The sequence below is a fragment of the Candidatus Baltobacteraceae bacterium genome, assembly GCA_036489885.1.
In the GTDB taxonomy this organism is placed as follows: domain Bacteria; phylum Vulcanimicrobiota; class Vulcanimicrobiia; order Vulcanimicrobiales; family Vulcanimicrobiaceae; genus JAFAMS01.
In genome coordinates, this window is the sequence record DASXEW010000001.1 from 197,743 (window position 1) to 210,858 (window position 13,116).

At 61.6% G+C, this 13,116-nt stretch carries 12 protein-coding genes; 8 read left to right on the plus strand and 4 right to left on the minus strand.

The features are described 5' to 3' along the window. Positions 1–147 precede the first annotated feature (147 nt). Positions 148–1,374, minus strand: coding sequence for a trypsin-like peptidase domain-containing protein (locus tag VGG22_00960; GenBank protein HEY1726930.1), 1,227 nt, complete (start codon positions 1,372–1,374; stop codon positions 148–150). Between the two features lie 129 nt (positions 1,375–1,503). Next, positions 1,504–1,776 carry a hypothetical protein gene (locus VGG22_00965; GenBank protein ID HEY1726931.1) on the minus strand — a complete coding sequence of 91 codons (273 nt, stop codon included), beginning with the start codon at positions 1,774–1,776 and terminating at the stop codon, positions 1,504–1,506. A 57-nt stretch (positions 1,777–1,833) separates the two neighbouring features. On the opposite strand from VGG22_00965, the gene VGG22_00970 reads away from it, so the two are divergent. Further along, positions 1,834–3,543, plus strand: coding sequence for a ribonuclease J (locus VGG22_00970; protein HEY1726932.1), 1,710 nt, complete (start codon positions 1,834–1,836; stop codon positions 3,541–3,543). Further along, positions 3,540–4,412, plus strand: coding sequence for an ABC transporter permease (locus VGG22_00975; protein HEY1726933.1), 873 nt, complete (start codon positions 3,540–3,542; stop codon positions 4,410–4,412). Before VGG22_00970 ends, VGG22_00975 begins: the two co-directional genes overlap by 4 nt. Here the strand turns inward: VGG22_00975 and VGG22_00980 are convergent. After that, entirely contained in the window at positions 4,380–5,249 is an 870-nt protein-coding gene (locus VGG22_00980) for an SDR family oxidoreductase (protein HEY1726934.1), read from the minus strand. The genes VGG22_00975 and VGG22_00980 overlap by 33 nt on opposite strands. A gap of 57 nt (positions 5,250–5,306) precedes the next feature. On the opposite strand from VGG22_00980, the gene VGG22_00985 reads away from it, so the two are divergent. From VGG22_00985 to mqnC, 6 genes are all read left to right on the plus strand, one after another. After that, positions 5,307–5,690 (plus strand): helix-turn-helix domain-containing protein, encoded by a 384-nt coding sequence (locus tag VGG22_00985; GenBank protein HEY1726935.1) that lies wholly within the window; start codon positions 5,307–5,309, stop codon positions 5,688–5,690. A gap of 33 nt (positions 5,691–5,723) precedes the next feature. Continuing rightward, positions 5,724–8,069, plus strand: a complete 2,346-nt coding sequence (locus tag VGG22_00990) for a DNA translocase FtsK (protein HEY1726936.1) — start codon at positions 5,724–5,726, stop codon at positions 8,067–8,069. Between the two features lie 121 nt (positions 8,070–8,190). Next, positions 8,191–8,682 (plus strand): phosphatase PAP2 family protein, encoded by a 492-nt coding sequence (locus VGG22_00995; GenBank protein ID HEY1726937.1) that lies wholly within the window; start codon positions 8,191–8,193, stop codon positions 8,680–8,682. Positions 8,683–8,696: 14 nt separating this feature from the next. After that, positions 8,697–9,824: a CofH family radical SAM protein gene (locus VGG22_01000; GenBank protein ID HEY1726938.1), complete on the plus strand. Its 1,128-nt coding sequence runs from the start codon at positions 8,697–8,699 to the stop codon at positions 9,822–9,824. After that, positions 9,817–10,653 carry a menaquinone biosynthesis protein gene (locus tag VGG22_01005; GenBank protein ID HEY1726939.1) on the plus strand — a complete coding sequence of 279 codons (837 nt, stop codon included), beginning with the start codon at positions 9,817–9,819 and terminating at the stop codon, positions 10,651–10,653. The genes VGG22_01000 and VGG22_01005 overlap by 8 nt, the downstream gene beginning before the upstream one ends. Next, a complete protein-coding gene (gene mqnC / locus VGG22_01010; protein ID HEY1726940.1) occupies positions 10,640–11,722 on the plus strand; it encodes a cyclic dehypoxanthinyl futalosine synthase in 1,083 nt (360 codons plus the stop codon). The genes VGG22_01005 and mqnC overlap by 14 nt, the downstream gene beginning before the upstream one ends. Before the next feature lie 304 nt (positions 11,723–12,026). Here the strand turns inward: mqnC and mnmA are convergent, their stop codons facing one another. Beyond that, a complete protein-coding gene (gene mnmA, locus VGG22_01015; protein HEY1726941.1) occupies positions 12,027–13,109 on the minus strand; it encodes a tRNA 2-thiouridine(34) synthase MnmA in 1,083 nt (360 codons plus the stop codon). Positions 13,110–13,116: the final 7 nt, after the last annotated feature.

A 13,116-nucleotide genomic window follows, 5' to 3' on the forward strand; every position in this document is an offset into this window, starting at 1 on the left:
GGAGTCTTGAAAGGTAAGGTACGGATCATCTTACCGCAATCGGCGGTAGATTGTTCCGCTCGCCTTATATGACAATTTCCGTGGCACAGTAGTTGCGAAGTCGAGGGCCGATTTCCGCGCTCCCTCGACTTCGCTCGGGATGACAAGTTAGGGTTGCTGCTGGGGTTGCGCAGGCGTATCGAGGTTGGCCGGACGCTCGCTCGTCTTGACGGCGACCAGCTTCTTATTACCGGCGCTCCAGACTTGGAGGTTGACCGTCCCGCCGACCGGGATGCCCTTGATGACGTTGGTCAGGTCCCCAGGGGTCGCCACGTTTTTGCCATTGGCGCCCGTGATGACGTCACCGGGCTCGAGGCCGGCTCGGTCGGCCGGTCCACCGCCGACGACCTGGGCAACGACGACGCCGTCAGGCCCGTTGTAGCCGAGCTGCGAACGGGCTCCCGGACTCATGGCTGCAAGCGCGACGCCTATGTAGCCCTCGTGCGTCCCCTGCGTGATGCCTTTGGTCTTCGTGAGCTGGAGAGCGACCTGTTCTACAGAGTTCGCGGGGATTGCGAAGCCGATGCCTTGGGCGGCCTGCGGGTTCGCCGTCAACTGGTTGATGCCGATGACGTCGCCGTTGAGGTCGACGAGCGGTCCACCCGAGTTGCCGGGGTTGATCGGGGCCGAGGTTTGGAGCAGGCCTTTGAACTGTTGGGGTGCGCCGCCGGCGTCCGTCCCGGCGATTTCATCGCGGTGGAAGCCGGAAACGACGCCGACCGTCACGGTTTGCTTGAGCTCGAGCGGCTCGCCGATCGCGATCGCCCACTGCCCGGCTTCGAGGCGGTCCGAGTCGGCGAAGCGCAAAGGCGGCGGCAGCTTGGCGTAGTTGTCGACTTTCACAAGCGCGAGGTCGACGCCGACGTTCGCGGAGACGAGATGCGCCGGCACGTGATCGCCGTTCGCGAAGACGACATCGATCTTCGAAGGTTGACCGGCGAAGCCACCGGTTACGACGTGCGCATTCGTGAGAATTCCGCCATCGCGTGAGTAGACAAATCCTGAACCGGAGACGCGGCTACGGAACGCCTGCGGACGTACGATGTTCGGACCTCCGAACAACTGCGCGAACGGATCGACGGGGACATACTGTTGTCCGTTGACGGTTACGTTGAGTGCAACAACAGATGGCTCCACGCGTTTGACCGCGCTAATTATGCGGTCTTGATCGCTTGCTCCGGAGGTTAGCGGCGCCGCGTTTACCTGCGGCGGCGTGTTCCCGGGGCCCGCAACGTTAGCGAAATGTGTGCTCGCGAAGAGCATCATCGAGAAGCTGCCGATAATCGCGCCGATAAGTCCGACGATGGCAGTTTGCATAACTCGAGAACGAATCATCAGTACTTGGTCCTTTTTCGTGCCGGTTGGCATTTAGTTCATAGAAGCACTACCTGGAACGAGTTTGGAAAGTTGCTCGGTTCCGTCCGGCCCTCAGAACTTCGTCGCCGCGTTTGAACGGCCATGCGCTTACTTCGCTTCCCGCAACAAGTCGTCAATCGAGATCTGGCGGCGAATCGCGGCGCGAATCCGGTCGAGCTGAGCCAGGCGCAAGTCTTCCCAGCGCAAGCGTAGGATCACCGCCGCACGACGCCGTGCCCGGCGGCTGAAGAGGTCGCCCGCGTATGCGGACATCGCGGCCCGAGGAGGCGGCTTCCCAGGGTGCGGCGCAACGGGGTGTTGGATATGCGGACGATCGACGGGGACAACGAGAAAAAGAAGGGCGACCACTAACCCGAGCATGCTGCAAACCTCCGTACGCCGCGTTCACGCCCCGCACACAAACGACAAGGGGGCTCGTTGACGGAGTATCACGTCCCGGCCGCGCCGGTCGAACCGTTCGTACGTATCGTTCCGCTCGGCGGCTGCGGTGAGATCGGCCGCAATATGACCGTTATCGAGACGAATGAGGACATGGTTGCCGTCGATTGCGGGCTGATGTTTCCGGACGACGACATGCTCGGCGTCGACATCGTCATCAACGACTTCACGTATATTCGTGAACGCGCCGACAAGCTGCGCGCGATTCTCGTCACGCACGGCCATGAAGATCACATCGGCGGGATTCCGTATTTATTGCGCGAGCTGAACGTTCCGGTCGTCGGAACGTCGCTCACGCTCGCGCTCATTAGGGCGAAGATGCGCGAGCAAACATCGCGCGAGCCGGTGTTCATCACCGTCAAACCGGGCGAACGCGTGAAGTACGGCAGCATCGAAACCGAGTTCATTCACACGAACCACTCCGTGGCGGGCGCATGCGCGCTCGCGCTGCGCACGCCGGTTGGTACGATCTTTCACACCGGCGATTTCAAATTCGATCAAACGCCGGTCGACGGCGAGCCTGCCGACTTCGCTTCGATGGCGCGCATCGGTGAAGAAGGCGTGCTCTGCATGCTTTCGGACAGTACCAACGCCGAACGCGCCGGACACACGCTCTCGGAGCGGCTCGTCGGCGAAGCGTTTTCAAACATTTTCGCGCGTGCGGCCGGACGAATCATCGTGGCATCGTTTGCGTCGAACGTGCCGCGCATTCAGCAGGTGATCGACCAGACCGAACGCTTCGAACGCAAGATCGCGTTTCTCGGGCGCTCGCTGGTCAACGTCGTGCACTTTGCGAGCGAGTTGAAGTACCTTCGCATTCCGCCGGGACTCCAAATTCGCGTCGAAAACATCGACGATTATCCGCGCGAACAAGTCGTCGTGATGACGACCGGTTCGCAGGGCGAACCGATGTCGGCGCTCTCGCGTCTCTCGGTCCGCGATCATCCGAAGATGCAAATCGTCGCCGGCGACACGATCGTCATCAGCGCGACGCCGATTCCGGGTAACGAAAAAGCGGTCAGCCGCACGATCAACAATCTCTATCGTCTCGGCGCGATCGTCTATCATGGTGCATCCGGGCCCGGCGCTGCGGCGTCGCATCCCGCGCACGTCTCGGGACACGCGTCGCAAGAAGAGCTGTTGCTCATGCTCAACCTGATCCGTCCCGAGCACTTCATTCCGGTGCACGGCGAGTACCGGATGCTTGTGACGCATGGAAAGCTTGCAGAGCGCACCGGCGTCGAGCCGTCGAACATCTTCGTCTGCGAAAACGGCGACGTCATCCAGTTTACGGAAGACATGTCCGGCAAAGTCGGCCGCACGTACGGTGGCAACGTTTTCGTTGACGGCTCGGGGGTCGGCGACATCGGCGATGCGGTGCTGCGCGATCGCCGTCATCTCAGCAGCGACGGCATCATGATGGTCGTGGTCACGATCGACGCCGAAGAAGCGCGCGTCATCGCCGGGCCCGATCTCATTACACGCGGCGTTTTCTACATTCCGGAATCCGACGGCAAAGTTCTCGACGATCTCAAGACGGAGCTTCGTGGGATCCTCGATCGTGTTTCCGCCGAGGGACTTCGCGACGTGCACAACGTCAAGGAAACGATTCGTGAAGGCTTAGCACAAGCGATCTACACGCGATCGAAGCGGCGGCCGATCGTCGTTCCCGTCGTGATGGAGGTTTGAGTCTAGCCGCGGCTGAGCCGCTGACTCAATCCCGCAGCTACGGGCTCGACATCTGGATTCGCCTGCGGCGCACACCGGGAGCCCTCGCAGGTCTGACCATCGTCGTTCTTTTGATACTCGCGGCCGTCTTCGCGCCGCTTCTCTCGCACTACGATCCCCTGGCGCAGAACATCGGCGCCGGCGCGCAGGCTCCGAGCTTTGCGCATCCGCTGGGGACCGACAAGCTCGGACGCGACATGCTGGCGCGCATTCTCTTCGGCGCACGCATCTCGATTCGGATCGGTTTCGTTGCGGTCGGACTTGCAATCAGCGTCGGAACGCTGATCGGACTTTGCGCCGGATATTTCGGCGGGTACGTCGAGTCGCTCTTGATGGGCGCGATGGATTTGATGCTCGCGTTTCCATCGATCATTCTTGCGATCGCGATCGCCACGATCTTGGGTCCGAGCATCAACAACCTGATGATCGCCGTCGGGATCGTCTACATTCCGCAGTACGCGCGGTTGTGCCGTTCCGCCGTCCTCTCCGTGAAAGAGACTGAATATATTGAAGCGGCGCGTGCCCTCGGCGCGCTCGTGCCGCGCATTTTAATCCGGCACGTGCTGCCGAACATTTTGGCGCCGCTCCTGGTTCAAGCCACACTCGGGATCGCGACGGCCGAGCTCGAGGCCGCGGGTCTTTCCTACTTGGGCCTAGGTGCGCGTCCGCCCACGCCTGAGTGGGGCGCGATGCTCAACGATGCGCGCGACTATTGGCTTTCGGCTCCATGGGCCTTGATCTTCCCCGGCGTCTCGATCACGCTCGTCGTGCTTGGGTTCAATTTGCTCGGCGACGGTTTACGCGACGCTCTCGACGTACGGTTGCGCTAAGGGTTCGAGGTTGAAGTCTGCAAGCGTCCCACGCTGGACCTCTGCTGCGAGCGCGTTTAACGATGCGACTGAGGCTTCGTCGGGAACGAGCGTCCGGAGCGGGCGCGTGCCGCGCGGCATTGCCGCCAGCCCGAAGATCGCTTCTGCAACTTCACGTGAATCGCGCCCAGCAGCGGCTTGCTGCAAGCCTGTAGAGATGTTTTGTGCCAGCGGTAACACGTCTGCGTAACCCGCAAGCCGAGGCGTGTCGTCAGGACCGACACGCGACTCGGAGATGTTCGTACTGAACGCGCCGGGCTGGACGATCGCGACGTCGATTCCGAATGGCCGCAGTTCGTACGAAGTTGCCTCGGCGAGCGCTTCGATTGCCCACTTGGAGGCAGCGTATACGCCTCCGAACGGAAGAACGAGCCGTCCGACTATGGAGGAAACGTAGACGATGAGTCCCGTTCGGCGCTCGCGCATGCTCGGCAAGAAGGCGCGATTAACGCGCAGTGGCGCGAAAACGTTGACCTCGAATTGTTTGCGAGCTAACTCCGGCGTAAAGCCTTCAACCGGACCGAAGAACGCGGCGCCTGCATTGTTGACGAGCACGTCAACTGGTCCGCGTGCGAGAATATCGGCTGCAGCGGCATCGACCGATGCTTGTTCCGTGACCTCAAGCTCGACGACCTGAACGCCGCGCGCCCGGAGCTCCCGAGCGGCCGGCGCATTCCGGCCCTGTGAATCACGAACGGTGGCGAAGACGCGCCACCCGGCGTCTGCGAAACGGTTGACGGTGTCGCGTCCAAAACCGGAGCTGGCTCCGGTAACGACGATGGTTTGTTGCTCTGGCATGTTCCGTATTGTAGGAGGTATACTAACTAAAGGGAAGTACTTACTGAAAGGTTAGTTATGGGGAGAGTTCGGGGGCGCGCCGTCGGGGATTGCTTCAAAGCTGACTGTCCGGCGCGCGAAATCGTCAATCACGTCAGCAGCCGCTGGGGCGGACTGATTCTCGCAGCACTTCTCGAGCACGATTTGCGCTACTCGGAGATTCGCGCGCGAATCGGCGGGATCTCCGAAAAAATGCTCGCACAAATGCTGGACGTGCTTGAACGCGACGGATTGCTCAGGCGAACGAGCCTGCCCGTCATCCCGCCGCACGTGGAATACGCTCTTACGGCGAGCGGACGAGACTTGGCGCAGCGCTTCATGGATTTGTTCCGCTGGATCGGTGAGAACGTCAACACGTTCGTCACGGCCCAGAAAGCGTTCGACGCGCGTGGCAAGCCGTAGGGGGCACGTGCTCCCCGCCGAACTCAGGGGATAATGTCGTCTCGCGTTCGCCGGAAACCGGCGGCAAAGACGCGGCTCCGCCTTCAAGGCGAGCTTGTCGGAATCGCGGCCCTTGGGCTCGCGGTCTTTTTCGGGATCGCGCTGGCTTTGCCGTCGGCGCGCGCGGGCTTCGTCGGTTCGCTAACCGCCTGGACGTTGCACGCGCTCTTCGGTGCGGCCGCAATCTATCTGCCGGTACTCGTGGCCTTGATCGGAGCGATCGTCTTCCTCGAAATCAACGTTCCGCAGATGATCGCGGTTCTCGGCGGTGCGGCGCTCGGCTACTTCCTCATCGTGTGTGCCGTGTACGGTCCGATGGGCGGCTTCTTCGGTTCGCATTTATGGGACGCGCTGCGCTGGCTATTCGGCACAGCGGGCGCAACGATCGTCATCATTCTCTCTGCGCTTGGGCTCACGGTGTGGGTGACAAATGTTTCGCTCAAGCGCACGATCGGATTCACGATCAAGCACGTCATGGCGTTCGTGCGCATGTTGCGCGCGGCACGACCTGCGAGCACGGGTGAGAAGCCGCAGCTTCCCGCCGTGCAAAGTCCAAAGACGCTTCGCGAAGCGTTCAACTTACCCGAAGTCGAGCGCGCGGAAGAGCCGGCACACGCACCGATCGTTCCCGTCCCTTCCTATACTATCGTCGAGACCGTGGTGCCGCCGCCGACGCCCACGACGATCGAACCGAAAGTGTTGCACGATTCGGGTGAGCCCGAAGCGATGGAATTCGACGACGAGGATCTCGAAGACGACGAAGATCTCGACGACGAGGAAGACCTCGACGATGAAGACGAGGACGACGAAGACGAAGACGACGACGAGGCCGAGGATGCTGCACCGGCCGCTGTAAGCGGCGAGTATCAGCCAGCGCCGATCGCCGTCGTCGCGTCGGCCGATTATCGCCTGCCGGATCTGGGGATGTTCGATCCGCCGCAAGTGCAGAAAAACGATGACGCGAGCCGCGCAGTCTTGCTCGAAGATACGCTCTCGAGCTTCGGCGTCGGGGGAAAGGTCGTCCACATCGAGCGCGGTCCTGCGATTACACGTTACGAGCTCAAGCCGGAGCGCGGCGTCAAGATTGCGCGCATCTCGTCGCTCGCCGACGACATAGCGCTCGCGCTGGCGGCCACGTCGATTCGGATCGAGGCGCCGATTCCGGGCAAGTCTGCTGTCGGCATTGAGGTGCCAAACTCGATCGTCTCGGTCGTCGCGATTCGCGAAATTCTCGAAGCGCTTCCGAATCGCGGTACGATTCCACCGCTGCCCATGGCGCTGGGAAAAGATATTACCGGCCGGCCCGTCATCGGCGATCTTGGCAAGATGCCGCATTTGCTCGTGGCCGGCGCAACCGGTTCCGGCAAGAGCGTCTGTCTGAATACGATCATCGCGTCGTTGCTGGTCTCGGCGACGCCCAAACAAGTGCAGCTCTTGATGATCGATCCGAAGCGCGTTGAGCTGATCGTCTACAACGGCATCCCACACTTGGTGACCGACGTCGTCACCGATCCGCGCATGGCCGCCGGCGCACTGTTCGACATGACGAAGAAGATGGACGAACGCTACGAACGTTTCGCGCGCGCCGGCGTTCGCAAGATCGAAGAGTACAACGCAAAGTTTCCCGAGGAGCCGCTGCCGCACGTCGTGATCGTGATCGACGAGCTGGCCGATTTGATGTTGGTTGCGCCGGCCAAAGTCGAGACGACGATCTGCCGTCTCGCGCAGCTGGCGCGCGCGACCGGAATCCACTTGGTCGTCGCGACGCAGCGTCCGTCGGTCGACGTCATCACCGGCATCATAAAGGCCAACATTCCTTCGCGCATCTCGTTCGCGGTCTCGTCACAAATCGACTCACGCACGATCCTCGACATGCCCGGTGCGGAACGACTGCTCGGGCGCGGGGACATGTTGTATCTTCCGATCGATGCGCCCAAACCGGTGCGCGTGCAGGGCGCGTTCGTGACGGTCGGCGAGATCAATCGGCTCGTCGCGCATTGGGCCGCACAGGCAAATCCGGAAAACCGCGTCGATCTCGAGATCGTCCCGATCGCGGACGACGAGGAAAAGCGCAACATCGATCCACTCGCGTACGAAGCTGCGAAGTTCATCATCGAGACGAGCTTCGCGTCGACGGCGCAGCTGCAAACGCGTTTCTCGATCGGACACCCGCGCGCGGTGCGCATCATGAAGCAGCTCGAGGATTTCAAAGTCGTCGGACCGCACGAAGGAACGAAGCCTCGGCGCATTTTGCTCGGCGTCGCCGAGCTCGAGACGATCGCGCCGCGGCTCGGCAAAGACGATAGCGGCCAAGGCAATCTCTTCGCGCAAGGGGCGTAGTCTTCGAATAGCGGCGATCGCCGCCGTCGCGCTCGGGCTGTACGTCGGGCTGGGCGCGGCCGTTTCGTGGCAACCGCCGAGCGCGTTCGATGTCGCGGGGCAAGCGCTGCTCGGGCATGGGTTGGGGTTCGCGTTCTTCGCATACCACAGCGGTCTGTTTCAAACGTACGCCGTGCTTTGCGTGCTCACGATCCTCGGCGCGATCTGGATGCCGCGCTGGCGCGGACGCGTTGCGTTTGCGATCGGAGCATTGCTGCTGACGTGGATCATCAGCGACCGCTTCAAGGATTTTTTCCATCGCCCGCGCCCCGATCACTGGTTGCTCGTGCACGAGAGCTCGGCATCGTATTCGAGCGGGCATTCAGCGCTTGGCCTCGCGTTCTACGGGCTGTGGGCGCTGATGATTTGGCGATCCGGCCTTCCGCTGGGCGTGCGCCTCGCCGTAAGCGGCCTGCTCTTTGCGTGGTCGGTCGTCATCGACTGGTCGCGGCTCGCCATGGGCGCGCACTTTCCGACCGACATCGTCGGCGGCTGGCTCCTCGCGATTGCCGTCGTCGGCGCCCTGCGCGCTGCGACCCTAGTCGTGGAGGCAAAGGAACCACGCTTAGAATAGACTCGAAAGCGAAGATGGCTACGGCGATTTTGGATCCGGCACTCAAGCCGATCGAGCACAAGCTCGACGAGGGAATTCCCCTCTCGCTCGAAGACGGGATGACCCTCTGGCGCACGAGCGATTTGCATACACTCGGTCGCCTGGCGAAGACGCAAAAAGAGCGCAAGAGCGGCAAGAACGTCTACTACGTGCTCAACCGCTACATCAACTCGACGAATGTTTGCTATGCCGCCTGCAAGTTCTGTTCGTTTGCGCGCGGCGAAAAAGAAGAAGGCGCCATCCGGATGTCGGCCGACCAGGTCTTCGATAAGGTTTTCGAGACCGGCGCGAACTTCAATCAAATTCACATCGTCGGCGGCCACGATCCACGTCAGCTTTCGCTGGACTACTGGCTACCGCTGATGCGCCGCATGCGCGAGCGTGCACCGCACGTGCAGCTCTCGCTGTTCACGGCGGCAGAGATCGACTACCTCTCGCGCCGGCATCGTTTGAGTCACCACGACACGCTCGTGAAGCTGCACGAAGCCGGGCTCGACAACATCAACGGCGGCGGCGCCGAGATCTTCGCCAAACGCTTCCGCGATCTCGTTTGCCCCAATAAAGTGACGACCGAAGATTGGCTGAAGGTTCACGAAGAGGCGCATCGCGTCGGGATCGCATCCAATGCGACAATGCTTTACGGAACGATTGAGACGCTCGAAGAACGGCTCGAACACCTGATCTTGTTGCGCGAATCGCAAACGCGCTCGCCGGGTTTCAACGCGTTCATCCCGCTTGCGTTCCATCCTGACGGCAATTCTCTGTCGGACTGCGGTTGGACGAGCGGCCTCGACGACATCCGGATGTTCGCAACAGCGCGCTTGATGTTGCACAACTTCGACCACATCAAGGCATACTGGATGATTCAGGGCTTGCAGGTTTGCCAGCTCGCGCTGAACTTCGGGGCCGATGATATGGACGGCACGCACGGCTCGACCGATGAAGAACGCATCTACCACAGCGCAGGGACGCAGTCGGGACAGTACGTCGACGATCGCGAGTTCCGCCGTTTGATCGAGGAAGCCGGCTACGTGCCGGTTCGAAGAAACTCAACGTACGAGACATTCCCGTACGATTGGACTCCCGAGCTGGCAATTGCCTGACGCGATCCGCTGCGGGCGGATTGAATATCTCAACGATCTTCCGCTTTACCTCGCATTCGATGAAGGCGCGGTAAACTTTCCGGGCGAGTTGATCAACGGCGTTCCTTCGCGCTTGAATGCCGAGACGATCCGCGGAAATCTGGATATGGGCCCGATCAGCGCGGCGCATTTCGCGCGTCACTCGGACGAGCTGACGCTCATCGACGGACCCTGCATCGGCGCACGTGACTATGCTTGGTCCGTGCTGTTGATCTCGCAGCAGCCGCCGCATCTTTTGGATGGCGCGGAGATTGCGGTTACGCGCGAGTCCGCGAGCGGACGTGGGCTCTTGCAGATTCTGCTCGAACGCCGCTACGGCGTTCGTGCCGCATTCGTTTCGACGGAAGATCCGTTCTACGCGGCGCAAATGCACCAACCGGCGCTATTGATCGGTGATAACGCGCTGCACGCGCGCGATACGTTCGACCCGGCCAGCGTCCACGATCTTTCGCATCTCTGGCACGAATGGACCGAAGCCGACATGGTCTTCGCAGTTTGGGTCGTGCGCAACGATGTCTACAAGCGCCAGCCCAAAGCGGTCGATGCCGCAATTGAGGCGCTTGCCGCAGCCCAGGCCTGGGGCGAGCAGAACATGCCGCAAGTCGTCGCTCGTGCTCAGTCGTTGAGCCCGCGCACGCTCGAGTTCTACGAGCAGTACTACTCGGTGCTGAACTTCAAGCTCGATCTCTCGGCCCGCAGCGGCTTGGCCCGCTTCATGGCCGAGCTCGACGCCGTAGGACTCATCCCCGGTGTCTTCCGAAATTCAGAAACCGCCCGTGTCGCTTCATAATCTGCTCGAACGCGCTGCCGACGGCAAGCGTCTGACCTTCGAGGAAGGGGTCAAGCTATATCGCGAGGCGCCGCTCCACGAGCTAGGTGCCGCAGCGAACGCGCGCCGTATGGCGCTGCACGATCCGAAGGTCGTCACCTACGTCATCGACACGACCATCAACTACACGAATGTTTGCAACGTGCACTGTACCTTCTGTGCGTTCTTCCGGCCGGAGAAGCACGGCGAAGGTTACACGATGTCGCACGACGACGTGCTCGGGCGCGTGAAGTATGCCGCGGATCAAGGCGCAACCCAGATCATGATTCAGGGCGGCGTCAATCCGGAGATACGCTTGGATTGGTTCGAGAGACTGTTCAATCGCGTTCGCGCGCAATATCCGAACGTCGACATCCATTCGCTGTCGGTTTCCGAGATCACGGGTCTGGCGAAGATCGAGGGAATGACGCCGCGACAGATACTCGAGCGGCTGCGCGCTGCCGGAATGAAATCGCTACCCGGCGCGGGTGCGGAAATATTGGTCGAGCGTGTGCGCAAGCGCATCTCGGCCCGCAAGGTGCGTCCCGAAGAATGGATCGACGTGATGCGTGATGCGCAGAAGCTCGGCATGCCGACGACGGCGACCATGATGTTCGGCTCGATCGAAACCGATGAAGAGCGGATCATGCACCTCGACGTTCTGCGCGAGCTGCAAGACGAGACCGGCGGCTTCACGGCGTTCATCCCGTGGTACTACGTGCCGTGGAAGACGCCGCTGCGTGGACAAGAAGCAACAGGGATCGAGTACTTGCGCGTGCTTGCCGTCTCGCGGCTCTATCTCGATAATTTCGCGCACTTGCAAGCCTCGTGGCTGACGCCCGGTCTCAAGATGGGTCAGCTCGCGCTGTTCTACGGCTGCGATGACATGGGCGGCACGATTCTCGAAGAGCGCGTCGTCAAAGACGCGGGCTCGACCAACGAAGCAACGCGCAAACAACTCGAAGAAGTCATCATCGGCGCGGGATTCCGTCCCGTCATCCGAGACACGTACTGGAACATTCGTTCGGACATCGCGCTCGCTACAGCCTGAGAAACCTCAGCGTCACGACTAGCGGGCCGAGCCCCGCCCCATGTCATCCTCAGCGTAGCGCGCGGCACCAGCATGTCATCCTGAGCGTAGCGCGCGGCACGCGCGCGAAGTCGAAGGACGAGACGCAATCGTGCAGGCAGCGCAACGATCTTTAAAGGCTGCGAGCGCGATCGTGCCCTCGACCTTGTCGCATCGTTTCGCCGCCTGCGTGATCGGAATGGTCCTTCGACTTCGCAACGCTGCGCGTTGCTACGCTCAGGATGACACTGAGCTGCGCGTTGCTACGCTCAGCATGACAAAGGGGCTAAATCGCTTCCCTAATGGTAGCGGCGGCGAGAACTTCGTCACCATCGAGCGCGAATAGCGCGACCAGCTGCCCAGGCGTAACCGCGCGCTGCGGCTCGAGGAATCGCAGGTGAAGTGCGCCGTCAGCCGCGTCGACGCGGGCGCGCGCTGGAACGGGCGTCGCGCGATAGCGAATCATCGCGAGCACATCGGCTTCCGCGGCGAATAGCTCCGGACGAATCACGTTAAGCTCGTCGGCGATCAGGCCCAAGGCGAATAGCTCTTCTTCGCGGCCGATCACGATCGTGTTCGTCGACGCGTCGACACGTGTCACGTAACGCGGCGCGTCGGCGCCGCCGAGACCGGCGCGCTGCCCGACCGTGTAATGTGCGATGCCGTCGTGCACGCCGACCGTGACGCCGGCAGTATCGCGAATCTCGCCGCGCGTTCCGGATCCATATCCGCGCTGCGTAAGCACGTCGCGATAATCGCCGCCTTCGACAAAACAGATGTCTTGCGATTCGGCTTTGTCGTGTACCGGAAGTCCCATCCGCGCCGCGTGCGCGCGCGTCTCTGCCTTCGTCAGCTCGCCGAGCGGCAGCAACAATCCCGCAAGTTGTGCGGGCGTGAGCTGCGCGAGCGCGTAGGCCTGATCCTTCGCGCTCGTTCCGCGAAATAAGTGCGCGCCGTCATCGGCGTGGGTGAGCCGCGCGTAGTGCCCGGTCGCTACGTAGCGTGCGTCGAGCCGATCGGCGTACGAGCGTAGCGTTCCAAGCTTTACGAAATTGTTGCAGGCGACGCACGGGTTGGGAGTCCGCCCGCTCAGATATTCCTGGGCGAAGCGCGTGATGACGTTGCGTTCGAACGTTTCCTGAAAATCGAGAACGTAATGCGGGATCCCCAGTATCGCAGCGCTGCGGCGTGCATCGTCGAAATCGTCTGCACCGCAGCACGACTTTGCATACGACGGCTTTGTCGGCGCGTACATCTTCATGGTGACGCCGACGACATCGTAACCCGCCTCCGCGAGCAAACCGGCAGCGACGGCGGAATCGACTCCGCCGCTCATTGCGGCTACTACTCGGGTCTGCTGTCTCGTCATCGTCGGG

Excerpts from the sequence above, each read along its gene's own strand:
- VGG22_00960 (HEY1726930.1), bottom strand. The coding sequence starts at position 1,374 with ATGATTCGTTCTCGAGTTATGCAAACTGCCATCGTCGGACTTATCGGC.
- VGG22_00965 (HEY1726931.1), bottom strand. The coding sequence starts at position 1,776 with ATGCTCGGGTTAGTGGTCGCCCTTCTTTTTCTCGTTGTCCCCGTCGAT.
- VGG22_00980 (HEY1726934.1), bottom strand. The coding sequence starts at position 5,249 with ATGCCAGAGCAACAAACCATCGTCGTTACCGGAGCCAGCTCCGGTTTT.
- VGG22_00985 (HEY1726935.1), top strand. The coding sequence starts at position 5,307 with ATGGGGAGAGTTCGGGGGCGCGCCGTCGGGGATTGCTTCAAAGCTGAC.
- VGG22_00990 (HEY1726936.1), top strand. The coding sequence starts at position 5,724 with ATGTCGTCTCGCGTTCGCCGGAAACCGGCGGCAAAGACGCGGCTCCGC.
- VGG22_01000 (HEY1726938.1), top strand. The coding sequence starts at position 8,697 with ATGGCTACGGCGATTTTGGATCCGGCACTCAAGCCGATCGAGCACAAG.
- mnmA (HEY1726941.1), bottom strand. The coding sequence starts at position 13,109 with ATGACGAGACAGCAGACCCGAGTAGTAGCCGCAATGAGCGGCGGAGTC.